The organism is Pelagibius sp. Alg239-R121 (assembly GCF_947331435.1).
GTDB lineage: Bacteria > Pseudomonadota > Alphaproteobacteria > Kiloniellales > Kiloniellaceae > Denitrobaculum.
Genome location: NZ_CAMZOF010000003.1, coordinates 466444 through 488583, shown reverse-complemented (window position 1 = coordinate 488583; position 22140 = coordinate 466444). Strand labels below are relative to the sequence as shown.

Annotated in this window: 23 protein-coding genes; 12 read left to right on the top strand and 11 right to left on the bottom strand. The window is 57.0% G+C overall.

What is annotated here, in order from left to right; translation table 11 throughout:
- Nucleotides 1–117: 117 nt before the first annotated feature.
- Together QMZ18_RS12605 and QMZ18_RS12600 are read left to right on the top strand one after the other, a co-directional pair.
- Nucleotides 118–3609, top strand: a complete 3492-nt coding sequence (locus tag QMZ18_RS12605; RefSeq protein ID WP_282606647.1) for an indolepyruvate ferredoxin oxidoreductase family protein — start codon at nucleotides 118–120, stop codon at nucleotides 3607–3609.
- Nucleotides 3610–3755: 146 nt separating this feature from the next.
- Nucleotides 3756–4043: a DUF1330 domain-containing protein gene (locus tag QMZ18_RS12600; protein WP_282606646.1), complete on the top strand. Its 288-nt coding sequence runs from the start codon at nucleotides 3756–3758 to the stop codon at nucleotides 4041–4043.
- A 118-nt stretch (nucleotides 4044–4161) separates the two neighbouring features.
- Here QMZ18_RS12600 and QMZ18_RS12595 read toward each other — a convergent pair whose 3' ends face one another.
- Nucleotides 4162–5127, bottom strand: a complete 966-nt coding sequence (locus QMZ18_RS12595; RefSeq protein ID WP_282606645.1) for a GlxA family transcriptional regulator — start codon at nucleotides 5125–5127, stop codon at nucleotides 4162–4164.
- A 128-nt stretch (nucleotides 5128–5255) separates the two neighbouring features.
- Here QMZ18_RS12595 and QMZ18_RS12590 point away from each other — a divergent pair, with 128 nt between their 5' ends.
- Nucleotides 5256–5861, top strand: a complete 606-nt coding sequence (locus tag QMZ18_RS12590; protein WP_282606644.1) for a DJ-1/PfpI family protein — start codon at nucleotides 5256–5258, stop codon at nucleotides 5859–5861.
- 164 nt (nucleotides 5862–6025) lie between these two features.
- Here QMZ18_RS12590 and QMZ18_RS12585 read toward each other — a convergent pair whose 3' ends face one another.
- Entirely contained in the window at nucleotides 6026–6949 is a 924-nt protein-coding gene (locus QMZ18_RS12585; protein ID WP_282606643.1) for a HAMP domain-containing sensor histidine kinase, read from the bottom strand.
- Between the two features lie 25 nt (nucleotides 6950–6974).
- Nucleotides 6975–7550 (bottom strand): heme NO-binding domain-containing protein, encoded by a 576-nt coding sequence (locus QMZ18_RS12580; RefSeq protein ID WP_282606642.1) that lies wholly within the window; start codon nucleotides 7548–7550, stop codon nucleotides 6975–6977.
- Nucleotides 7551–7730: 180 nt separating this feature from the next.
- Here QMZ18_RS12580 and QMZ18_RS12575 point away from each other — a divergent pair, with 180 nt between their 5' ends.
- The gene (locus tag QMZ18_RS12575) at nucleotides 7731–8036 is read left to right on the top strand and encodes a hypothetical protein (protein WP_282606641.1); all 306 of its coding nucleotides are present in this window, start codon (nucleotides 7731–7733) and stop codon (nucleotides 8034–8036) included.
- Between the two features lie 83 nt (nucleotides 8037–8119).
- On the top strand, nucleotides 8120–8623 hold the full coding sequence (locus tag QMZ18_RS12570) for a PAS domain-containing protein (protein ID WP_282606640.1): 504 nt from the start codon (nucleotides 8120–8122) through the stop codon (nucleotides 8621–8623).
- A 22-nt stretch (nucleotides 8624–8645) separates the two neighbouring features.
- On the opposite strand, the gene QMZ18_RS12565 is transcribed toward QMZ18_RS12570, so the two are convergent.
- Together QMZ18_RS12565 and QMZ18_RS12560 are read right to left on the bottom strand one after the other, a co-directional pair.
- Nucleotides 8646–9167 carry a flagellar protein FlaR gene (locus QMZ18_RS12565; protein ID WP_282606639.1) on the bottom strand — a complete coding sequence of 174 codons (522 nt, stop codon included), beginning with the start codon at nucleotides 9165–9167 and terminating at the stop codon, nucleotides 8646–8648.
- 61 nt (nucleotides 9168–9228) lie between these two features.
- Nucleotides 9229–10074: a helix-turn-helix domain-containing protein gene (locus tag QMZ18_RS12560; RefSeq protein ID WP_282606638.1), complete on the bottom strand. Its 846-nt coding sequence runs from the start codon at nucleotides 10072–10074 to the stop codon at nucleotides 9229–9231.
- 30 nt (nucleotides 10075–10104) lie between these two features.
- On the opposite strand from QMZ18_RS12560, the gene QMZ18_RS12555 reads away from it, so the two are divergent.
- The gene (locus QMZ18_RS12555; RefSeq protein WP_282606637.1) at nucleotides 10105–11301 is read left to right on the top strand and encodes an MFS transporter; all 1197 of its coding nucleotides are present in this window, start codon (nucleotides 10105–10107) and stop codon (nucleotides 11299–11301) included.
- 23 nt (nucleotides 11302–11324) lie between these two features.
- On the opposite strand, the gene QMZ18_RS12550 is transcribed toward QMZ18_RS12555, so the two are convergent.
- Nucleotides 11325–11744 (bottom strand): RidA family protein, encoded by a 420-nt coding sequence (locus QMZ18_RS12550; RefSeq protein ID WP_282606636.1) that lies wholly within the window; start codon nucleotides 11742–11744, stop codon nucleotides 11325–11327.
- A gap of 1 nt (nucleotide 11745) precedes the next feature.
- Entirely contained in the window at nucleotides 11746–12492 is a 747-nt protein-coding gene (locus QMZ18_RS12545) for a helix-turn-helix transcriptional regulator (protein ID WP_282606635.1), read from the bottom strand.
- 144 nt (nucleotides 12493–12636) lie between these two features.
- On the opposite strand from QMZ18_RS12545, the gene QMZ18_RS12540 reads away from it, so the two are divergent.
- Nucleotides 12637–13470, top strand: a complete 834-nt coding sequence (locus tag QMZ18_RS12540; RefSeq protein ID WP_282606634.1) for an oxaloacetate decarboxylase — start codon at nucleotides 12637–12639, stop codon at nucleotides 13468–13470.
- Nucleotides 13471–13603: 133 nt separating this feature from the next.
- Here QMZ18_RS12540 and QMZ18_RS12535 read toward each other — a convergent pair whose 3' ends face one another.
- The gene (locus QMZ18_RS12535; protein ID WP_282606633.1) at nucleotides 13604–13792 is read right to left on the bottom strand and encodes a hypothetical protein; all 189 of its coding nucleotides are present in this window, start codon (nucleotides 13790–13792) and stop codon (nucleotides 13604–13606) included.
- 152 nt (nucleotides 13793–13944) lie between these two features.
- On the opposite strand from QMZ18_RS12535, the gene QMZ18_RS12530 reads away from it, so the two are divergent.
- From QMZ18_RS12530 to QMZ18_RS12515, 4 genes are all read left to right on the top strand, one after another.
- On the top strand, nucleotides 13945–14841 hold the full coding sequence (locus tag QMZ18_RS12530; protein WP_282606632.1) for a LysR family transcriptional regulator: 897 nt from the start codon (nucleotides 13945–13947) through the stop codon (nucleotides 14839–14841).
- 9 nt (nucleotides 14842–14850) lie between these two features.
- A complete protein-coding gene (locus tag QMZ18_RS12525) occupies nucleotides 14851–15573 on the top strand; it encodes a 2-phosphosulfolactate phosphatase (RefSeq protein ID WP_282606631.1) in 723 nt (240 codons plus the stop codon).
- A gap of 61 nt (nucleotides 15574–15634) precedes the next feature.
- Nucleotides 15635–16054 (top strand): hypothetical protein, encoded by a 420-nt coding sequence (locus QMZ18_RS12520; RefSeq protein WP_282606630.1) that lies wholly within the window; start codon nucleotides 15635–15637, stop codon nucleotides 16052–16054.
- 142 nt (nucleotides 16055–16196) lie between these two features.
- A complete protein-coding gene (locus QMZ18_RS12515) occupies nucleotides 16197–17573 on the top strand; it encodes a PepSY domain-containing protein (protein ID WP_282606629.1) in 1377 nt (458 codons plus the stop codon).
- Between the two features lie 155 nt (nucleotides 17574–17728).
- On the opposite strand, the gene QMZ18_RS12510 is transcribed toward QMZ18_RS12515, so the two are convergent.
- Entirely contained in the window at nucleotides 17729–19126 is a 1398-nt protein-coding gene (locus QMZ18_RS12510; RefSeq protein WP_282606628.1) for an aminotransferase class V-fold PLP-dependent enzyme, read from the bottom strand.
- A gap of 154 nt (nucleotides 19127–19280) precedes the next feature.
- On the opposite strand from QMZ18_RS12510, the gene QMZ18_RS12505 reads away from it, so the two are divergent.
- A complete protein-coding gene (locus tag QMZ18_RS12505) occupies nucleotides 19281–19898 on the top strand; it encodes a bifunctional transcriptional activator/DNA repair enzyme AdaA (protein WP_282606627.1) in 618 nt (205 codons plus the stop codon).
- Nucleotides 19899–19932: 34 nt separating this feature from the next.
- On the opposite strand, the gene QMZ18_RS12500 is transcribed toward QMZ18_RS12505, so the two are convergent.
- Nucleotides 19933–21036: a DUF1513 domain-containing protein gene (locus QMZ18_RS12500; RefSeq protein WP_282606626.1), complete on the bottom strand. Its 1104-nt coding sequence runs from the start codon at nucleotides 21034–21036 to the stop codon at nucleotides 19933–19935.
- 2 nt (nucleotides 21037–21038) lie between these two features.
- Nucleotides 21039–22136 (bottom strand): imelysin family protein, encoded by a 1098-nt coding sequence (locus tag QMZ18_RS12495; RefSeq protein ID WP_282606625.1) that lies wholly within the window; start codon nucleotides 22134–22136, stop codon nucleotides 21039–21041.
- Nucleotides 22137–22140 lie beyond the last annotated feature (4 nt).

Sequence of the window (22140 nt, the reverse complement as noted above, 5' to 3'; positions counted from 1 at the left end):
AATGGGCAGCGACGTTGCTTTTTTGCCCGATTCGGCTCAGCCAAATTGCTATTTAGGTCAGCAATGATTACCTTTTAAGGCATAAGCCGATAAGAATTCTGCTCGGGAGAGGAAACGATGGCCCTTAACGCGGTAACTCTCGACGACAAGTACGCACTCGACTCCGGCCGGGTCTACCTGACCGGTACGCAGGCCTTGGTGCGGCTTCCCATGATGCAGCGCCAGCGGGACGTTGCTGCCGGCCTCAACACTGGATGCTTCATCTCCGGCTATCGCGGTTCGCCACTCGGCGGCGTCGATCAGCAACTCTGGTCCGCCCGGCAGTTTCTGGCCAAGAACCACATCCACTTTCAGCCTGGTGTGAACGAAGACCTCGCCGCCACCGCCGTTTGGGGCAGCCAGCAGGGCAGCCTCTTCGGTGACAGCAATTACGACGGCGTTTATTCCATGTGGTATGGCAAAGGCCCCGGCGTAGACCGCAGCGGCGACGTCTTCCGGCATGGCAACCTGGCCGGCTCTTCACGCCACGGCGGCGTATTGCTTTTGGCTGGCGACGACCATACCGCCAAATCCTCCACAACCGCCCATCAATGCGAACACGCCTTTATGGACGCCATGATTCCAGTGTTGAATCCGGCCGGGGTGCAGGAGTTTCTGGATCTGGGCCTCTATGGTTGGGCTATGAGCCGCTATTCCGGCTGTTGGGTCGGGTTTAAGACGATCGGCGAAACGGTCGATTCCTCCGCCAGTGTTTATGTCGATCCGCACCGTATAGATATTCAGATGCCCGCCGACTTCGAAATGCCTGCCGAAGGCTTCAATATCCGCTGGCCGGATGGGGTGCTGGAGCAGGAAGAACGCCTGCAGGCTCACAAGATATACGCTGCCCTTGCCTTTGCGCGCGCGAACAAGCTCGACAAAACGATCATAGATTCACCGCACAAGCGGCGCCTCGGCATCGTGACGGCCGGCAAGTCCTATCTCGATGTTCGCCAGGCGCTGGACGATTTGGGGATCGACGATGAAATGGCCGCGGATATCGGCCTCAGCCTGTATAAAGTCGGCATGACCTGGCCGTTGGAGCGCGAGGGCATGCGGCACTTCGCCGAAGGCCTCGAAGAGATCATCGTCGTCGAGGAAAAGCGTGCAGTCATCGAAAACCAGCTGAAGGAACAGCTCTACAACTGGCGTCCCGATGTGCGCCCCCGGGTCATCGGCAAATACGACGAAAGCGGCAATTGGATCCTGCCCTCGATCAACGAGATCACCCCGGCCCGTATCGCACGGGTTCTGGCACAGCGTATCGGCCGCTTCTACAACAACGAACGCATTGACCAGCGGCTTGCGTTCCTGGAACAGAAGGAACAGGCGCTGAACGCGGATACGCCCCCGATCAGCCGTATTCCCTACTTCTGTTCCGGTTGTCCGCACAACACCTCTACCAAGGTTCCTGAAGGCAGCCGGGCCATGGCCGGTATCGGTTGCCATTACATGGCGATCTGGATGGACCGGGACACCGAAACCTTCACGCAGATGGGCGGTGAAGGCGTGCCCTGGGTCGGTCAAGCGCCTTTCAGCAAGACCGATCATGTGTTCGCCAATCTGGGCGACGGGACCTATTTTCATTCGGGCATCATGGCGGTTCGCGCCGCCATCGCCGCCAAAGTGAACATTACCTACAAGGTCCTTTACAATGATGCAGTCGCCATGACCGGCGGCCAGCCTCATGACGGCCCGCTGGATCCCGCAATGATCACGCGGCAGCTGGAGGCCGAGGGTATTCAGCGCATCGTTGTTGTCACGGACGAACCGGACAAATATCCGGTCGGCACGCCCTGGGCACAGGGTATCACCATCGAACACCGCGACGAACTTGACCGGGTTCAGCGCGAGATGCGTGAGATCAAGGGCGTTTCGGTCATCCTTTACGACCAAACCTGCGCGGCGGAAAAACGCCGGCGACGCAAGCGCGGTCTCTATCCGGATCCGCCCAAACGGGCCTTCATCAATGATGCTGTCTGCGAAGGCTGCGGTGATTGCTCCATTCAATCGAACTGCGTTTCCGTTGCGCCGCTGGAAACCGAGTTTGGACGCAAACGCACCATCGACCAGTCGTCCTGCAATAAGGATTTCTCCTGCGTCAACGGCTTCTGCCCCAGCTTTGTGACCGTCCACGGTGGCGCCGTGCGGAAGAAGAAACCGGTCGCAAATGACGGGGACGATAGCTCTGCGTCACAGTGGGATGACCTTCCAGAACCGACCCTGCCCTCCCTGGATGAACCCTACAGCATCGTCATTACCGGGGTCGGCGGCACCGGCGTGGTCACGATTGGCGCTCTGATCGGCATGGCGGCCCACATCGAGGGCAAGGGCTGTTCAGTCCTTGATATGGCAGGTCTGGCCCAGAAGGGCGGCGCTGTCGTCAGCCACGTTCGCGTTTCTGCACAGCCCGAAGACATCCACGCGGTTCGGGTCTCGGCAGGCGGTGCGAAACTTCTTCTGGGTTGCGATCTGGTGGTTGCGGCCGGCTTCGACGCCTTGTCCAAGATTGAGAAAGACCGCGGCCGCGCCGTGATCAACAGCCACGAGGCCGTGACCGGCGACTTCACCCGAAACCCGGACCTTCTGTTCCCGTCACAGAAGCTGCAGGAACGGATCGAGACTGAAACCGGCGTAGGCAACACGGATTTCCTCGACGCCACGCAGATCGCGACGGCGATCCTCGGCGATTCGATTGCGACCAACCTCTTTATGCTGGGTTACGCCTGGCAGAAAGGCCTGGTACCGCTCAGCCTGGACGCGATTGATCAAGCCATCGTCCTCAACGGTGTCGCGGTCGAAGCCAACACGCGTGCATTCCGCTGGGGACGGCGCGCAGCCAACGACCTGGCAGCCGTTCAAGCTTTCGCTGCGCCTCCGCAGGAACCCGCAAGCCATCATTTCTCGAAGGACCTGGACGAGGTTATCGCGCGTCGCTCCGCGGTTCTCACCGACTACCAGGACACCAACTATGCCAAGCGCTATCAGTCGCTGGTAGAAAGAGTCCGCAAGGCCGAAACGGCGATGCTGCCGAATTCATCGGCACTGAGCGAAGCCGTTGCGCGCTATTATTTCAAACTGCTCGCCATCAAAGACGAATACGAGGTCGCACGCCTGTATTCCAGCGCAGAGTTTGCCGAGAAACTGCGCCAGCAGTTCGAAGGCGACTTCAAATTGAGCGTCCATCTGGCCCCCCCGCTCCTGGCCAAACGTGATCCGGAAACCGGGCATCTGAAAAAACGCGAATTCGGTGCCTGGATTCTTAGCGCCTTCAAACTGTTGGCCAGGTTCAAAGGCCTGCGCGGCGGCAAGCTGGATATCTTCGGGTACAGTGAAGAGCGCAAGATGGAACGGCAGCTCATTGCGGATTACGAGCGCCTGATCGAAGAGCTGATTGCTGGTCTGTCACATGACACACACGCATTGGCTGTCGACCTCGCATCGGTACCGGAGCACATCCGGGGCTTCGGCCATATCAAGGAGAAACACATTGCCGAAGCGAAAGAGCGCGAAACTGCGTTGCTCCAAAGCTTCCGCAATCCGGAACCGACGCGCAGCGCCGCTGAATAAGCGGCACGTTACAGCAGCGGTTTGATTCAAGCTTGCCTGGCTGCCAGATCGCGGCAGTATGTCGAAACAACAACCGATCCTCGGTCTTGTCGGCCTGTGCCTATCCTAAGGTTCGCCGAGAAACATCATTGGAGACTTGAAAAGATATGGCAGCTTATATGATCGCGCGCGTGAACGTTCACGACCCGGAAGGATACGAGGCCTACAAGACCAAGGCTTCGGCCGCGATCGCAGCGCACGGCGGCCGGTATCTGGTCCGCGGCGGCGCTTTGGAAGTGCTTGAGGGTGAAGATTCCGGCTGGCGTCTGGTGATCGTAGAATTCGCCGATATGGACACGGCCAGAGCCTTCTATAATTCAGATGCCTATCAGGAAGCCGTCAAGCTACGAGCGCCTGTTTCGGACGGCACTTTCGTCATTGTTGAAGGCCTCTAAATTCTGGCCGTTTTCACCAAGGCCGACGGCACCCCGGATTTGATCCAGGCTGGAACGAACCATTTTGTGCGATCCGTCGTCACTGTGAATTTGCTGTAATGACATCAGGTAGAGCGGATCAGCCTGCCCGTTGAAATCGGAATCGATAGGTCGCGGGGGTTACGCCCAGGTGTTTGGCAAAGGCCCTGCGGAGAGTTTGCGCGTCTCGAAAACCCGACAGGGCAGCCACGCTTTCGTAGGATGCCGGTGACTGTTCCAGTGCATTTCTGGCGTAATCCACACGGACCCCTTCCACGAAGCGTGATGGGCTTTCACCGAACTCCTTTATGAATAGCCTGTGCAGGCTACGCTCGGTCATGTTGGCGTATTCACTCATCCGCGTGACCCGCCAATCTTGAGCGGGCTGATCGACAATCGCTTCGCACAGCTGTTTGATGCGCGGCGAGGCAGCGCTTTGTGCCTGTAGGGGGCGCGAATACTGGCTTTGGCCACCGGACCGTCTCATGTAGACCACCAATTCGCGCGCCACTTCGAGCGCGATTTCGCACCCTAAATCGTCCTCCACCATCGCCAGTGCCAGATCGATACCCGCAGTCACCCCGGCGGACGTGAATATATTTGCGTCGCGTGTATAGATCTCGTCGGGCAGCCAGCGAACCGCCGGATAGCGCCGCCAAAGGTCCGGTGTCCGTCCCCAATGGCAGGTGGCTTTACGTCCGTCGAGCAAACCGGCTTCCGCCAGCAGCAGACTGCCCGAACAAACCGACGCCACGCGGCGCTGATTCGGCGCTGCCTCTCTTAAAAATTGGACCATAGCCGGGTTGGCACACTGACGATCGATTCCCGGGCCGCCGGGCGTAAAAAGATCGCCTCCAGGCAAAGCGGCGTCGAAACCGGCATCGACCATCAGAGCAATTCCGGACTCGCTTGTCACTGGCCTGCCGTCTTCACTGATCGTACGCACACGATAAAAAGGCTCAGCAACAAAGCTGTTGGCGGAACTGAAAACCTGCAGCGGCCCGGCAACATCCAACATCAAGACTTCGGGGAAAAGAATCATGGTCACTGGAATTGGATCACGCATAGAATTGTCCGATTTTGATTGCAGAATGTCATATCGGACGAAATTAGAGAGCGTTATCATCTCTTAGTCAAGTTGATAAAAATTCTGAATTTCACATTCCGAATTCAACATTTTAAGGAAAGTATCTCATGCAGATTGGAATTCTCCTCTTCGACCGGGTGGAAGAGCTCGATTTTGCCGGTCCCTATGAAATTCTGGCCGCTGCGGAAGACCGTCGCCCGGAAGAGATCCAGGTCAGGACCTACGCATTCGACCAACTCGGAGTGACCTGTAACAAACGGCTTCAGGTATCAGCTCATGCCCTATGCCAGGATGCACCGCAACTGGACGTCTTGCTGGTCCCCGGCGGCAATGGCAGCCGGGCGGTCGCGGACAACCCAGACATGGTGCAATGGGTGAAGGATCAAGCGGCCGGCGCACAATGGGTCACTTCGGTCTGCACGGGCGCGCGAATCCTCGAGGCCGCGGGTCTGGTGGACGGCAAACGCATCACGACCTTCCACGATGCGATCCCCGAACTGCGTGCGACCGGTCGGGCGGCGGAGGTCCTGGACAACGTCCGCTTTGTTCAGGATGGATCACTGGTCACTTCGGCAGGCGTATCCGCGGGAATAGATATGACACTTTGGCTGTTGGGGCAGTTGACCTCTCCCGCATTTGCGCGGGAAGTCCAGGCCTATGTCGAGTATTATCCCGCGCCACCTTATACCGCCGAGACGACCGAGGCTGCCTAAGGTGTCTGAGGTGCAATCGCGACACCCCACTCCATGATGAAATGGTCAGGCCCGAAAAACGCCCCGGTCTGAAGGAAAGGGTCAAGAACGTGGATCAGTCTCTGACGCACAGAGATAGAGGCTGCTTCACGTTTCTCGCTGATCCAATGGAAACCGATCAGTCTCTAGGTTAAGGCCGGATCCAGGGTTCGTTCACTCGGCAACAGAATCGTTGCGACCGTGCCCTGCCCGACCTGACTTTTGAGCTGGAAAGTCCCGCCGTGCAGCTCGACGAGGAAGCGCACCAGAGGCAAACCCAACCCCGTCCCGTGGCGCTTTCGGGTAAAACCGGTTTCCGCCTGCTCGAAAGGATGCAGGACCCGTTCGATATCGCTCGGGCGAATCCCAATCCCGGTGTCCTGGACGATGAGTTGAAACTGTCCGGCAGCATCAATGCTCGCGGTCACAGTGACGCAACCCGACGGGGCGGTGAACTTTATTGCATTGGAAAGCAGGTTGATCAGGATCTGCTTCAGGTTGCGCTCGTCACCGAACAACATGGGGAGTTCGGGCGGAACAGAGATCACAAGTTCCGGCGCAGCTCTGTCATAGCGCGCAATCACGAGCCGGCCACAGGACTCGATCAAGTCGGTCATATCCACCGAATGCTCGTCAAGAACGGCCTTCCCCGCTTCGACCTTCGCTAAGTCGAGAATGTCGTTCACCAGATCGAGCAGATGCAGACCCGATGTGCGGATGTCTTCGGCATATTCCTGGTAGGTCGCGAGGTTACCATCTGATAGGTCTTCCGCAATAAACTCCGAGAACCCGATAATCGCGTTGAGGGGTGTGCGCAGTTCGTGGCTCATGTTGGCCAAGAACTCCGACTTAAAGCGATTTGCCTCCTGCGCTTCCCTAAGAACCTCTGCCATGGCCCGAGTACGTTCGATGACCCGCTGCTCCAATGCCGAATTCGCCGACTTAAGTTCTTCGTTTGCTCTAAACAGCTGCAGGCTTTTCTCCTCAAGAAGTCGCTCGGCTTCCAACCTGGCAAGCCGTTCTCGCTCATAGCGTGCCCGACGGACCATGCCGTCGGTTTTTCCACCCATCGCAACCCCTTGTGACAGGGCGCCGTCAGACACGGGTGATCGTGAAGACAAATTGCGTTTCATTTTGGGACGACTGATCTTGCCTAGAGATAACGAACTCTTCGTCAAAGTGCTTCATCGCGCCACGTATCAGACCTTCGCAAAGATCCTGCAACGGGCGTTGCGAGCGATAGGTCATCTTGAAACATTGAGGACTCAGACGTTCGCTTTCAAATGTTGGTAGCTCTGCGTCGGGATAAAGCTTTAAAACTTCGACATGGATCTGCGTTTCGACCCGCTCCAGGAATGAAAAGACATCCGAAGCATCGGATAGAAACGCGGGATACAGAGTCGTAAAGCGCCCGAACAAATGCTCGCCGTAACGCATGAGAAGCGCAGGCTTGGAAATTCCCGATTTGTTCGCAAGGCTGGAAAGCAGATAATCAAGCTCGGAGTAATCGTAGGTTCCAACCGCAGTGTAGACGCAATGCGATGGCAGATCAGATTCTTCAACGATTTGATCTACAGTAACTTCGCCAAATTCTTGATCAACCAGATCTAGAAATTCTGTAAAGACTACACCCTTCATGACCGGCACCAAATTAAGTTGTCCGATCAGCATATATAGAATTTCATCGAAAAATCCGTTTTATTTTAATTTTTATCTAAATTACGATATTTATAGGAATATTATCTGAATTTATACCAATAGAATGTGCGATTACAGTATACATTCAACCTGAAATACCTAAAAGAATTGAGTAACACGGGCCAACTTCCTTTCGGAACCACCGTCTTCTGGATGGCCGCCTACAATTTACGAACGCCGTTTGCAGAAGCCACCCGGAGAGCAAGAAACGCCATCTTAATCACTCAAGCCATGGTCAAGCCGCAGGCATCAGACGACCACCTTGAACGCGTATCGACCGGCACGCTCCCGAGCTCATTAAATTCAGCGGTGAACAAATTAGAAACAAATGACATGAAAAATTATAGATGCGCCCGGATGGGTAGTATTTTTGCGATTCATTTCTTTAAAATAGAGAAAAAGCGAAAAAACTTCGATAACAACTTGTTAAATAACCGCCCTTATACAAAATGCTCTTAAGTCAAGTCGCATTGAACACAAAACAAGTTAGAGGTTGAGCTCAACAACGTTTGCGACTTGGCAAATTGAAAAGCGGTGAATTCATGCATTCAGTCGAACCATCTGACTCGCGCGTGTCGGATGATTGGGGTCCGCTTAAATATGATCCCGATCTGAGCTTTGCCCATCCGCTTTTGAAAGAAGCCTACGAACTTTGGCAAAGATTGAGTGGCGCTCGAGATCTGCCGTCGCGGCGCGACCTCGACCCTATTCAGATCCCACGCCCAATGCTGCCTCACATCCAGTTGCTGGACATAGAAGCCGGACCGCCGGCGCGCTATCACTGGCGGCTGATCGGCACGCACATCACCAATGCGCTGGGTCGTGATTCCACGGGGAAATACTGGGACGAGCTTTATGACGAAAGCTCTCTCCGGTCCATGTCAAAAGGCATTGCGTGGATCCAGACGAACCGACGGCCGATCCGCTGTTTCGGCCAGTCTGATTTCGCCAAGAAGCATTTTCAGTCCTTCGAGGCGATCGAGATGCCGTTGTCGGACAATCTGGGCAATGTCGGCACGGTATGGATTGTGGCGGTCTACAGCTAGCCCACCGGATCGTCTGACGGCATCAAGACGCCTGCAGGCAAGTCTGCCGAAACCGCGCGAGTTCCTGCAAAGATCGGATATGCACAATCCTCCTGTCGGCACTGCGGGCTTGAATCGCGGTAAGCAATTTCGGACGCATTTCACGATGCAGTCGCCACATCATACGGTAGAGCTTAAGCGTCACGGGCAACATCGGACAGCCATCTGGACCATCTGACCTGCCAAAAAAGATCGAGCGGATCTGCCTCTTTGTCGCCCAGAACAAATGCCGCCAAAAGGGGTGATCTACAAAGATTATGGTATCGGCCCTATCAAAGCGCCGTTCGATATCCGGCCAAGGGCCGAAACCATCGATGACCCAGCGGTCCTGAGCGATCAGAACCTCGTGCCGGTCGTGGAATACATCTTCGGACACCAGAACCCAGCCTGGCAGCCACTGCATCTTGTCGATCGGATGATAGGGTAGTCTCAAGGCAGCACTTATCTCCCGGCAAAGGGTAGATTTTCCGCCACCTGCATTTCCAATCACCGCTACTCTGGTCATGGCCAAAATTAGACTCAACGGCGTCTTTTGGCAAATAATCGACCCGCCGAGCAGCGGGAAATCACGATCGAAAGTATTGCCCTGGTGTCATCCCAAAAGCTTGCCGGAATGCTTCGATGAACGCGCTCAACCCCTCATAACCAACGTCGTAGGCAACCGAAGTGACGGGCGCTCCGGCAGCCAGATATTCTAGTGCGGCAAGCAGGCGCGCCTGACGGCGCCACTGCCGGAAGGTCATTCCGGTTTCCGCCTGAAAGCGTCGGATTAAGGTACGCGGCGATATCCCCAACAACTCTGCCCAATCTTCCAACGAATGCTCATCAGCAGGCTTGGCCAGTAAGGCGCGGGTTATCCTCCTCACTTTGAGATCGCCAGGCTCGGGCAGATAGAGCGGTAAAACGTCAATCGTCTCAATTTCGGAGAGAAGTAACGCGAGAAGGTGTTGGTCCTGCCGTCGGTCGCGATCGGACCCCATTCGGATGATGATTTCACGCATCAAGGGGGAGACGCGCCATACCGCGCAGCTCTCAGGCAAAGCAACACCGGCATGATCGTTTCCGGTTGTGCTCGGGTTTTTGCCCGCTCCACCAACCTGTTTCAGATAAACCGTACGCATCGAGACTGCATCACGACAGTAAATCTCATGAAAGCAGCCGGCGGGCACCCAAAGAGCACGTCCGGGGGGCAAGACCCAACTGCCATCGGCCGTCTTCACCCGCATAACGCCCGAGCGCGCGTGCACGATCTGATGTTCATCATGCCGATGAGGCTCGATCCAGGCCCCCTTGGAATACTCGCTTGCAAGACCGGTAAATCTCGACATTGCGGCCAGTTTGTCATTTTGAAGATAAAAACTGTCATACCACAGACAGAATGCTTTTTCACGCCTGTCTAATCTATCCGCCATATCCTCTTGCCTGGCGACAAGGATCGCGCGATGACCGCCAAGACCACACTCAGATTTCTGAACCTCGGACATTTCTTCGATCATTTTTTCTTACTGATCTTTCCGATCGCCGTCATCGCCATCGAACGGGATTGGAACCTCGACTACGGAGCAGCTCTCGCCCTGGGGACACCGATCTACGCCGCCTTCGCAATCGGCACCCTTCCGGCGGGTTGGCTTGGAGATCATTGGCGCAGGGAATGGCTGATCGCACTGTTGTTTTTCGGCTGCGGCATTTCCAGCGTTATGGCGGCGCTCTCCAGTGGCCCCGTCCTTCTGATGATCAGCCTCGGCGGAATAGGGCTGTTTGCGTCGATCTATCACCCGGTAGGTCTATCGATGGTAACCCAGATGTCGAAACGGCCGGGGCGGGCCCTCGCGGTCAATGGAATATACGGAAATCTGGGACTGGCCGGCGCGACCTTGCTGACGGGCCTTCTCGCCGAGACCTATGGCTGGCGCAGCGCATTTCTATTGCCCGGTTTGGCCGCGATCGTCGTCGGAATTCTTTATCTGGCTTTAAACCGCCGTGCCGCAACCGCGACAGAACAACATGCCGGTAACGTCACGGCATCCGCTGTGGCTGCGTCCCGTGCCACGCAACTGCGGGTGTTTGCAGTGATTCTGCTTGCGGCCCTTTTTGGCGGCGCCGTGTTTAACGGGGTCAGCATCTCGCTGCCTAAACTTTTCGAGGAACGGCTGATCGATGTCACGAGTGATCTCTCCGCGATCGGCAGCTACACCGCGCTGGTCTTTGCCGCGGCGGCCTTTGCTCAGCTGCCGGTCGGCGACTTGCTGGACCGTTTTGGCGCGAAACCAGTCCTCGCGGCGCTGCTCGTACTTCAGGTCGGCGCACTCATATTGGTCGCCAATACTTCGGGATTGCTGGTGGTGCCGGCCGCCTTGATTCTCGTGCTTCTGATGTTTGCCGAAGTCCCGATTACAGGCTGGCTGATGGGGCGCTACGTGCCGCTCAGTTGGCGCTCCCGCGCCTTCGCGGTCGAATACGTTCTATCGCTCGGCATGAGCTCCGCGATCGTTCCTCTGATAGCCGGCCTACACAGCATGGGGTACGGCTTTGACAGGCAATATCTTCTGCTGGCCGCTTCTGCGGGTATCGTCTTACTCGCGGCTGCCGCCCTTCCATCACGCCATCAAACGCTCCAGGATACGGCGTCGACCGCGTGAAAGCGGCAACGCTGCAAGTGAACTTAGTCCGCTGTCCGAAAACGCTCGAAGGGAACAACCGCAATCGGTGCCAGCTCGACCAGGAAGTCCGGATGCCCGAGACCGGCGGCCATGATCGACGTGCTGGCGGGCGCACATTCCGGGTCAAAATAGCTGTTGCGGACCTGTTGGATGGCGGGTAGCTGGCTGCGGTCGGTAAAATAGGTCGTAACCGAGACGATATCTTCCATGCACCCACCCACCGCTTTCAACACCGCATCGATGTTGCGAAAGCACTGATGAGTCTGCTCGGTAATATCACCAAGGCCAACAATCTCCTCGGCTTCGTTCCACGCGACCTGTCCGGTGAAGTGAATGACCTGTCCTGCGTGTTGCAACACACCCATGCTAAATCCCCGGCCGCGCGGCTTCCAGGTACCCGGCGGATTAAACCCCTGCAGCATTCTAACGCCTCCCCGTTTTGACTTTGCTTACCGGCTCCTCAAGGAAGAATGCGGTTGAAAGTTCGCCGGTCTTTATTCCCAGCAGCTTTCTCAAGCCTGCCTGCCCCTCTTTGGTTACACGGACTTCCCGGCTGCCAGGTTTCTTCCGCAGCCATTTTCGCTTCACCAGATTGTCTGTAAAGGCTTGCCCAAGCGCACCGCCCAGGTGTGGCTTACGTTCGCTCCAGTCCAGACATTGTCTGGCAAAGAGCCGACGGCCGCTGCGCAGACCCGCGAGGTCCATACCGAGCTTCGCGAAAAACCTCTCACCCTTTTCGGTTGGTGCAAAATCGTCCTCGCCCTGCGCCTCGATCAGGCCTTTGCTCTGCAGTGCCTCAGCAACCGCCAGTCCCAGCACTCCCGCCAGATGGCCATAACATGTACGTGCGAAGCAGACCTCGTTCTTGCGCCGCGCCGCAGGTTTCGCTTTCCCGCTCGGTGCGATTCGCAACAGAGCCTGCAGAGCGGCACCGACCTCGGTCGATGCAACGCGGTAAAAGTGGTGACGGCTCTGGGACAGCACAACCAACATCCCTGCATCGACCAGCTTGGAAAGATGAAAGCTCGCTGTGGAAGCAGAGACCCCCGCACCATGGGCGAGTTCCCGAGCGGTTAAGGAACGGCCATCGATCAGGGCTGAAATTATTTCGACCCGCGATGGATCCCCCAACAGCTTGCCGACCTTGGAGATATCGAGGTTTGCGGTCATTGTTCGGTCGCCTTCGAAGTAATTTTTCTTGCGGAAATTCATCTTTCCAGACATTTACGGTACGACTTATATCGAACAATGCATGTTGACTCAATCCATTGGTTGACTACTATCGAACAATGGACGTAACGAAGGATAATTGAGATGCTGTCCCAATCTGAAAAAGCCGCGCTCTTCCGCGCTCTACACGAACGCGACGGCGCCTTCGTAATTCCCAATCCTTGGGATTCGGGGACGGCGCGCCTATTGGCGTCTCTCGGCTTCGAGGCCCTGGCAACGACCAGCGCCGGGATGGCTTTTTCCATGGGCCTGCCTGAAGGCAACGCCGGCCGGAATGCGACTCTCGAGCACTGCAGGACCATCGTCGCGGCGACAGAGCTGCCGGTCTCGGCCGACCTGGAAAAAGGCTATGGCGATGATCCCGAAAGCGTCGCCGAGACCATTCGTCTCGCTGCCGCGACCGGACTCGCAGGTGGCTCCATCGAGGACTATAGCGGTAACAGTGACAAGCCGATCTACGACTTCGACTTGACGGTTGAACGTATTGTCGCGGCCGTAGAGGCAGCACGTTCAGTGCCGGGCGGTTTCGTGCTGACCGCGCGCGCCGAAAACTATCTTTTTGGCCGGCGCGATCTTGACGACACAATCCGCCGCTTACAGGCCTTTGAAGAGGCCGGCGCAGATGTGCTCTATGCGCCGGGGCTCAGCAATCTCGACGACATCAAATCGCTCTGCGCATCGGTCGGCAAACCGGTCAACGTGGTCATGGGCCTGCCGGGGGCGACCTTCGGCGTTAAGGAACTCGCTGAAGCCGGCGTGAAGAGGATCTCCGTTGGATCCGCTCTCTGCCGCCTCGCCTTCGGGACTGTGTTATCGGCGGCCCGTGAAATGATGGATGAGGGCCGCTTCACCTTCGCAAAGGATGCCATCGGCTTCGCTCCCCTGGACAAGATTTTCCAAGGCTTCGAAGACAGCTAACCGCCCGCCTGTTTTACGTGCGGGATGCAGAGGTGTGATCCAAACTGACAATCCGCTCTTTCGCAAAGAGCGCGAGAAGGTTTACGGGAGCCGGTGACTCACCCGTCGCATTTCTATCTTACGTGATTCTTTTCTATAGATAGAGCAGCGCGCGCCACTTTGCCTTGAAATCGGGATGGTCCCGATCCGGCAGCTTTTCGTTCGGCGAGCTCTTTACTGCCGGACGCATGGTTTTCCTGTCGTCCGCACCGTCTTTGTGCCGGACAAAAAGACCAGAACCCGAATTCATAAGAACGCGGTCGCCGATCGTCACTATCGCCATGAGTCGCTCCTTTCCGTCGAGTTCGCGCACGCCGCAACAACGCGTACTGGGTTGATCTCATTGACTTTGACAGGTTCGTATCATAATTTGAAATTCAAAATTTATAATGTCATATTTAAAAAAACTCATAACGATCCAATCATGGTTGACCGATGCTGAGCCTGCGCCAGGTCCGTTACTTCATCGCCGTTGCTGATACCGAGAAAGTCTCGGCTGCGGCCACTCAACTCGGTATTTCCCAGTCGGCCGTTACTCTGGCGATAAAGGACTTGGAAGAGACACTGGGGGTCACCCTCTTTACGCGCCGATCCGGTGGCGTATCTCTAACTCAGGAGGGTCAGAATTTCAGGGCGCATGCCGACAACATTGAATCTGCCGTCGCTGATGCCGTAGGCTCCATGCGGCGGAACCTTCCGGATCTGTCCGGCAAAATACGCCTCGGTGTCACCTATACCGCTTCCGGTTACGTCCTCTTTCCCTTGCTCTCGCGCTTTCGCCGCACCAATCCCTGGATCGATTTCGAGTTGGTTGAAGCCCCCCGCAGCGAACTGGAAAATATGCTGGAGCGTAAGGAAATCGACATCGCCTTCATGCTGGTTTCCAACCTCTCAGCACCGGACCGCTTCCATAGCAAGGTTCTGAAAAAATCATCCCGTCGCCTCTGGCTTTCCAATATCCATCCGCTCACTAAAAAATCGGCGGTGACCATGGCCGAGATCGCGTCTCAGCCCTATGTTTTTTTTCGAGCCGACGAATCAAACCGGGCCAGCCGGCGTTTCTGGCATGACGCCGGACACGAACCGAATGTGGTGTTTGAAACGGGGTCTCTCGAAGCGGTGCGCAGTATGGTCGCTACCGGCAATGCGGTCACAATCCTGTCCGATCTGGTCTACCGGCCCTGGTCGCTGGACGGGGGTCGGGTTGAACGCCGAAATATTGTGGAGGGTGTCCCGAGTATGGATGTCGGGATCGCCTGGCGTCATGGCTACCGCTTTTCCGCGGCCGAAAGCCGGTTTCGCGACTTCCTGATTGCAGCGACAGATAGTTAGGGAACCAGGATGACCAAGAGCGCAGCAAGCCTTTCCTTCGCCTGGGGTCTGAATGGCCTGCGCGCATTGCTGCCGGATGTCGATGTCGTCGTAATCGTCGATGTTTTATCGTTTTCCACCGCTGTCGATGTGGCGGTCAGCCGGGGCGCAGTTGTTCTCCCCTATGCTTATGGCCGAGAAGGTGCCGCAAGATATGCGGCCGAACAGGCAGCAATTCTGGCCCAACCAAGATCCACACTGGGCAAACAAATTAGCCTCTCCCCCAAATCTCTCGCTGAAAGTTCTCCCGGCCAACGCATCGTTCTTCCTTCACCCAACGGATCGATGCTTTCGGAACAAACCGGCGGTTGCCCGACCTTTGCCGGCTGTCTGCGTAACGCCAAGACCGTCGCGGAAACGGTGAGCGGTCAAGGCGGGAGAACTGCCGTAATTGCGGCGGGGGAAAAATGGCCGGACGGCAGCCTGCGGCCGGCGCTTGAGGATCTGCTGGGTGCCGGCGCAATACTAGATGGTCTCTGCGGAGGCCTAACACCTGAGGCTGAAACGACCTTGGCCGCTTACCGCGCCATGAAAGACAATTGCGCCGAAGCTATCCGTGCCTGCGAGTCAGGTCTGGAACTGATCCAGGCAGGTTTCGCCGACGACGTTACCTTTGCTCTCGCCGAAAACGAAAGCCGGGCTGTCCCGTGCCTGATCGAAGGCGCGTACCGGAATCTAGCGGAACACAATTAAATTTTTTGAACCGATCTTTTGCTACCTTGAGTATCTCCCGGCACTTGAGTAGTTTGTCGCGATGTTGAAGCGCTTGCGACATCGATATCTCAGGTTCGCGGTCTGCGTGATGTACACGCTCGCCATGGCTCTGATGATCAACGGTCACCAGGCGCCTGTTGCTGCATCAAGTGCCGCCGTGTCCGATATCGATCTTTCCGGATACGCCCTGCCCGACGGCTCCCTGCCGGTCCTGTGTCTGGATGCAAGCGGATCGCTTAAAAGCGACGATCTTGTCCTCGTTTATGGCTTTTGCGAAGCCTGCCGCCTCACGGCTGTGCCGGGATTACCGACGTGTGCCGCTAACGCCCTTCTCAAACGCTACCCACAGCGTGAAACCTCCTATCCCCGCGAGACCGAAGATGCGGTCCGAAGCAATCACTTCGCGTTCTCTCGCGCGAGAAGTCCTCCCGCACAGAGCCAGTCGAAGACACCGGCCTAAATCCAACCTGGCGCGCAAACCACAACAGCTTGCTCCGCCGGTCGGCTGCAGAACTCCATCGTTTCAATACCGCAGGCTTTGGCGCGTTTCCTACGTTTCGAGCGCAAGCGCGACAGCCCGCAGTCGATGTAAGAGGACATCCATGTCTGACCTTTCGAGTGTTTCCAAAACCCAGCTTCAATCGCAAAAACAATACTCTCTTTACCGGGCCATCTGGCGCTGGCACTTCTACGCCGGACTCATCGCTCTGCCCTTTATGATACTGCTGGCCGTGACCGGGTCGCTTTACCTCTTCAAGGATGAGTTCAACCGGAATCTTTACGCCGAGCGGTCGGTCGTAGAACCGCAGACAACACCCCCACTTTCGCCCGATGCCTTGGTCGAGGCGGCTGTCGCTGCAGCCCCCGGGTCGACGCCGTCGAACTATCAAGACCCCGCCGCCGACGATGCTTCCGCAGCGGTAACGCTGAAAACCGAAGGCGGAAAATTTCTCGCATTCGTCGATCCTTACAGCGGCAAGGTTCTGAAAATCTTCGCGCGCAGCGACGAGTTCGGCCAGGTGGTTCGTAAGGTTCACAGCCTGGCTTTTTTCGGCGATTCAACTAACAAAATCATCGAGGCAGTCGGCGGGTTCGCCATGGTTCTGGTCGTGACAGGCATCTATCTCTGGTGGCCGCGCACGCAAAGCGGCGGGGTCTATTCTCTGCGCGGCAAACCGGCGAGCCGGGTTTTCTGGCGAGACCTGCATGCGGTGACGGGCGCGTTCGCCGGCCTGCTGATCTTCTTTCTCGCACTCAGCGGCATGCCTTGGTCCGGCTTCTGGGGCAATCAGCTCAATCAGATCGCAAATTCCATGGGCGCAGGTTATCCGGAGATGCTGTGGGACAACGTGCCGACCTCGTCAATCTCAACCGGCGAAGTCTTGGAGTCTAGTGGATGGACCGTCGAAAACGCCCCCATGCCACTCTCTGCAACTGCCGGCAAAACCGACCAAACGATCAGCCTTCAGAAGGCAGTGGAAATTGCTCGTGGCCTCGATATCACGCGTGGTTTTTCGGTTGCTCTACCGAGTGGTCCGGAAGGAGTCTATTCAGCGTCGATCTATCCGGACGATTTGGATAAGCAGCGTATGATCCACATTGATCAGTACTCCGGCAAGGCGATCATCGACCTGAAATTTGCCGATTATGGCGCGGTCGCGAAAGCCATCGAGTGGGGTATCAATATTCATATGGGTCAGGAGTGGGGTCTCGTAAATCAGCTCATTATGCTCGCGACCTGTATCGCGATACTCCTCTCATCGGTCGCGGCGGCCGTCATGTGGTGGAAGCGCCGACCTAAAGGTCGTCTCGGCGTGCCGCCTGCGCCACAGGATAAACGCGTCTACGTCGGTCTCTGGATCATCGCAATACTCTTTGGCATTGCCTTTCCTATCAGCGGCGCTGCAATCGCAACCATGTTGGTTCTCGATTTTTGCCTGATCCGTTGGGTCCCGCCACTCCGCCGCGCCTTTTCATGACGCACGAGGTTTATTCACGTTCTTGATCACTTTCGTCACGAACAACCAGGCTTCAGAGCAGATCCTCGTTTGATGAAACCGCCTTAGTTGATCCATTGATCCTCCGGCACATCTGCTCTTGGAGTCACTTGAGAAAGCCCGCGTAATGCTCAGGCCTAATGCGCGGGCTTCTCCACAAGTGCTTTCCGCACAGCCTCAACGGCGCGTTCTATATCCTGCTCGCTGGTCAGCCAGTTGCAAACCGAGATCCGCATCGCTCGCTTGCCTTGCCAAGTGACACCGCCAAACCAGGCCTCGCCGCCGGTCTGAATACGTGCAATCACTTCATCGGTGCGGCGATCATGGTTACCGTCCGGTGAGAGAAAACGGACGAGTCCTTGATTAATCACCGGGAGTGCAAGCGCTTCTGCTCCTTCCATAGCTGCGATGCCTTCGACCAGCCGGGACGCAAAGTCGCAGCAGCGTTCCACCAGATCGCTGAGCCCTTCGGTCCCTAAATGCCGGAGAGCGGCATATGCGGAAAACCCCCGCCCGCGCCGCGACCATTCCGGATTCCAATCCTTCTGATTTCGCAGTGCCTCCAGGGGGACGGCATAGCTCGTGGCCTGAGAAAAAGCGGCCCGGTGCGCAGCGGGTTTCGACACGAATACAAAACCCGAATCAAACGGCAGGTTTAGCCACTTGTGCCCATCCGTCGCCCAGGAATGCGCGAGCTCGACGCCTTCCAGAAGATGGCGAAAGCGCGGACTGGCCGCGGCCCAAAGTCCGAACGCGCCGTCCACATGGATCCAGGCATCGTGCTGTCGGGCGATTGGACAGAGTGCATCAAAATCGTCGAACACACCGGTGTTTAGATCACCTGCTTGCAAGGATACGATCGTCAGTCTCTCCGGTTCGGCGCTCAGCACGGCTTCCAGCGCCTGTGGGCTCATGCGGCCCTGCGTATCACTTTCGACATAGATGACGGCGTCGGTCCCTATCCCCAGCAACCGGACCGCACGGAGGATGGATTCGTGGCGGTTCTCACTGGTGAGGATTCTGATCGCCGGAGCTCCCGATAACCCCTGCGCCTCAACATCCCAATCGCGCTGACGCAAAAGGTGATGACGCGCGGCTGCAAACGCGGTCGTATGGGCCATCTGACAGCCTGTCACCAGGGCAAAGGACGACGCAGGCGGGATGCCGAGAACCTGCTTCATCCAATTGCCGCAGACTTCCTCAACCACCGCTTCCGCCGGCGCTGTCACGTTGGATGCAGCGTTTTGATCCCATGTAGACGTCAGCCAGTCAGCCGCCAGCGCGACAGGCAGAGAACCGCCAATGACCCAGCCAAAAAAGCGCCCGCTGCCCGAGCCGAGAATGCCGCCTTCGGCATCACGCACCAGATCATCAAGAACCTCACTTGCCGAGACACCCTGTTCCGGTAGCGACCGGTCCAGCTTTCTGCGCAATTCATCGAGGCTGTCCACTGTTCCAATCGGACGATGGTCGAGCTTTCCCAAATAGTCGATCGCATAATCGCTTGCCTGCTGAAGAACTCTGTTGTCGGTCACCTTGGCAATTCCCATCTGCTGCTCACGAACACCCCCACAAAAGGCCATCGCTGTTGGCAAGTCTAGCCAGGATCGGACTCGGTCCCGGTCAACAGATGGACCATGTCCGATTTCAGCTAGTTCTGCAAAAAATCGCTGTCATAATCGGGCCGCTATGAACATCCAAGCGATTGCAGAAAACAACAGCGGTATCGACCCGGAAATCTGGCGCGATTGGGAAGCCTGTGACCGGGCAAGGATTGCGCGCGACCGGCGCTACGATGGCCTCTTCTTTACCTGCGTGCGCACGACAAAAATCTACTGCCGCCCAATTTGTCCGGTACGCTGCGCTCACTCAAAGAATGTGACCTTTTATCCATCCGCCGCCGCCGCCGAGCGGGCAGGATACCGCCCCTGTCTGCGCTGTCGGCCCGAGACCGCCCCGGGAAGCCCTGCCTGGTGCGGCACGGCAACGACTGTAGCCAGGGCCATGCGTCTGATCGAAGAAGGCTTTCTCGACCTGGAAACGGTGGATCGGCTTGCCGACAAGCTCGGGATCGGTTCACGGCATCTTTCCCGCCTTTTTCTGAGGCATGTTGGCGCAAGCCCCAGCGCGATCGCCGCCACACATCGGGTTCAGGTCGCCAAGCGCCTGATCGACAGCAGTGACCGGCCCTTGGCGGACATCGCCTTCGAAGCGGGCTTTGGCAGCATCCGGCGGTTCAATGACGCTTTCCGGACGACTTACGGACGTGCGCCATCGTCGTTCCGCAGGGCGAAGCGGGCAACCTAAGACTGGTTGTCGCGGGAACGATGCGTGACGACAACTATGCTTGGAGCGGGCAGAGGTGATTGTCGAAAGCGATACCGGGGTGGTGCTTTTCTTCGGACCGGTTGCTTGCGGTTACGATACCGCTGCCGCTGGTCAAGATGAAGCCTTTGCCATTTGCTGCCAAACCACAGCCATCATCGAGCTTTATGGCGGAGAGATAATCCCCATCTCCGCCCCAGAGCGTCACGAGGCCGCCCCTGGGTGAGGAAACGGCAAAACGACCGCCCCCTGCCGAAAAGGCAACCGCACCGCAATAATTGCGCATTCCCGCGGCGACCTCACAGGGAGCCGATTTCAAACGCAATCCATCGTCGCGATCGATAACGGCAACCAGCGGCGGCTGTTCCAACTTTGCGCCCTCCCACTGCGCAACCGCCACGATGCGGCCGTCCCCGCGCACATCCAGATGTCGGAGCGAAAGCTGGTGGAGCTCACTGGGAGGTTCGTAACTTTTAAGGAGAGCGCCCGTCTCCGCGTCAATCACTGCGACGGAAGGCCTCATTTCAATCAAATTGAGCTTCATGCGAGGGGCATCCGGGTGAGTCAGAATACCGCCATTGGCGACCAACAGGGTCCGTCGATCCGGCATCAATGTAATTTCATGGGGCCCGATGCCATGCGAAGGGATTTCCCCTAATCGGCGATATCCGTCTGTTGCGTCGTAGCGGCCGATAACACCCCGTTCGCCGTCAAAGTCGTTTTCAGTGGCGAAGAGGATACGCCCATCCGCTGAAAAGCACCCATGCCCATAAAAGTGCCGGTCCGCAGGCACCGATAAAACTGTCTGCGGCTGACCCGTCATGACATCCAGGACCACCGCAAAGCTTCCGGGCCGGCGGGCAAAGATGACGGCTTCAGATGAGTTTGGCCGCCACGCCGCGCCATGTCCCCGCGCCGGCAAATCGAATTCCGCCAGCAGATCTCCATTTTCGGAAAGAATGGCCCCGCCATGCCCTCCGCCTGAACGACTGCGCGCCGTCAGAAAACGTTTCCCGCGCTCAAATTTGGACGCTGAAGATACAGGTATCGGCGCATTCGCAGAGGTCAAGACAGCGCCGCCGAGCAGCCCGAGCGCTCGCCTACGGGACAGTCCTTTCACAATCAATCGCCATCCAAAGCATTGAAGCCAAGGGATAGGTTGAGGGTGAGGGCGAGGTTTCCGGAGGTCCTTAAGTGCAGGTCTTCTGCAAGAAAACGCAGATAATCCAGCTTAGGACGCAAGGTTTTGTCGCTTGCGGCTTCAATGAAGGGCTTATCCACCGCTTTCAGGGTCATTAATGCCTGTTCGTAAGACCCCAAAAGGGTCCCGTCCAGCCCCCTATCCGCCTTTTTGACATAGGCCGAGATCCCGCTTTTTACATAGAGCTCCAGCAGGCTTTCGAAGTTTGCATCCAAAGCTTCGAGAGTGGTTCCGGAACGCCAGAATTCGCCGCGTTTCGGCCGCGCCTTTTCGATGCTGTCGCCCAGCGGTGCCTTCAACTTCCGGTCATGCAGAAACTGCAAACCGCCGCTGAGAGACTTAACGACTTCCAGCGCGGCTTCGCGATGATCACGGTAGAGCGGATTTTGCGGCCCCGGCTGTCCCAAGACGCGGGCAAAATCTTTGTCGGGGCCCCAGGCAACGTCGATTTCACTCGTCATCCGGACCAGATTTGCCGTGATGGCCTGAGCATACTGACAGCGAAAAACGCTATCCTCCCGCAGGCCGGCCGGTTTCATCGTCATGAGCCGCTCAAGCGCCGTCAACCCCTGCAGCGCAATGGATTTCTTCGCCAAGGACTCGGCACTGGTTGCGGTCTGATCGCGCTTGTCCAAAACCTTGGCAAGCTGCCGGGAGGTGGTGTTCTTTGGGTCCGGCCAAAATGCAATGCGTTCGTAACGGTTTTCGTCCGTCACGGGACCAAAGCGAACGTGCTGTATCGCCACCCATGCGGTCACCAGATCCATGAACGACTTCGCTATGATAGGAGTATTCACGCCGTCATCTGTTCGGCAGGCGGCCTGAACGATAAGTGCAAGGTTTTTGCTTGCCTTAGCCATCCGTCCATAAGCCGGCCGAATGTGGTGAGTCACGGTAGCCTGAACGATTGCCGCATAGTCCGGACCAGCCTCGCTCTTGGCATCTTGCGCAAAGCCAAGTCCACTCCCCAGCGGCCAGGTGAGGAGAAAGCCAAAAATCAGAACGGTAAGTCCACGCATTTGC

Coding starts and splice junctions, on each gene's coding strand:
- QMZ18_RS12520 (WP_282606630.1), top strand. CDS start 15,635: ATGTTGAAGCGCTTGCGACATCGATATCTCAGGTTCGCGGTCTGCGTG.
- QMZ18_RS12560 (WP_282606638.1), bottom strand. CDS start 10,074: ATGGCGGATAGATTAGACAGGCGTGAAAAAGCATTCTGTCTGTGGTAT.
- QMZ18_RS12605 (WP_282606647.1), top strand. CDS start 118: ATGGCCCTTAACGCGGTAACTCTCGACGACAAGTACGCACTCGACTCC.
- QMZ18_RS12545 (WP_282606635.1), bottom strand. CDS start 12,492: ATGACCGCAAACCTCGATATCTCCAAGGTCGGCAAGCTGTTGGGGGAT.
- QMZ18_RS12590 (WP_282606644.1), top strand. CDS start 5,256: ATGCAGATTGGAATTCTCCTCTTCGACCGGGTGGAAGAGCTCGATTTT.
- QMZ18_RS12570 (WP_282606640.1), top strand. CDS start 8,120: ATGCATTCAGTCGAACCATCTGACTCGCGCGTGTCGGATGATTGGGGT.
- QMZ18_RS12600 (WP_282606646.1), top strand. CDS start 3,756: ATGGCAGCTTATATGATCGCGCGCGTGAACGTTCACGACCCGGAAGGA.
- QMZ18_RS12580 (WP_282606642.1), bottom strand. CDS start 7,550: ATGCTGATCGGACAACTTAATTTGGTGCCGGTCATGAAGGGTGTAGTC.
- QMZ18_RS12575 (WP_282606641.1), top strand. CDS start 7,731: ATGGCCGCCTACAATTTACGAACGCCGTTTGCAGAAGCCACCCGGAGA.
- QMZ18_RS12525 (WP_282606631.1), top strand. CDS start 14,851: ATGACCAAGAGCGCAGCAAGCCTTTCCTTCGCCTGGGGTCTGAATGGC.
- QMZ18_RS12555 (WP_282606637.1), top strand. CDS start 10,105: ATGACCGCCAAGACCACACTCAGATTTCTGAACCTCGGACATTTCTTC.
- QMZ18_RS12495 (WP_282606625.1), bottom strand. CDS start 22,136: ATGCGTGGACTTACCGTTCTGATTTTTGGCTTTCTCCTCACCTGGCCG.
- QMZ18_RS12550 (WP_282606636.1), bottom strand. CDS start 11,744: ATGCTGCAGGGGTTTAATCCGCCGGGTACCTGGAAGCCGCGCGGCCGG.
- QMZ18_RS12595 (WP_282606645.1), bottom strand. CDS start 5,127: ATGCGTGATCCAATTCCAGTGACCATGATTCTTTTCCCCGAAGTCTTG.
- QMZ18_RS12535 (WP_282606633.1), bottom strand. CDS start 13,792: ATGGCGATAGTGACGATCGGCGACCGCGTTCTTATGAATTCGGGTTCT.
- QMZ18_RS12505 (WP_282606627.1), top strand. CDS start 19,281: ATGAACATCCAAGCGATTGCAGAAAACAACAGCGGTATCGACCCGGAA.
- QMZ18_RS12530 (WP_282606632.1), top strand. CDS start 13,945: ATGCTGAGCCTGCGCCAGGTCCGTTACTTCATCGCCGTTGCTGATACC.
- QMZ18_RS12585 (WP_282606643.1), bottom strand. CDS start 6,949: ATGGGTGGAAAAACCGACGGCATGGTCCGTCGGGCACGCTATGAGCGA.
- QMZ18_RS12515 (WP_282606629.1), top strand. CDS start 16,197: ATGTCTGACCTTTCGAGTGTTTCCAAAACCCAGCTTCAATCGCAAAAA.
- QMZ18_RS12565 (WP_282606639.1), bottom strand. CDS start 9,167: ATGACCAGAGTAGCGGTGATTGGAAATGCAGGTGGCGGAAAATCTACC.
- QMZ18_RS12540 (WP_282606634.1), top strand. CDS start 12,637: ATGCTGTCCCAATCTGAAAAAGCCGCGCTCTTCCGCGCTCTACACGAA.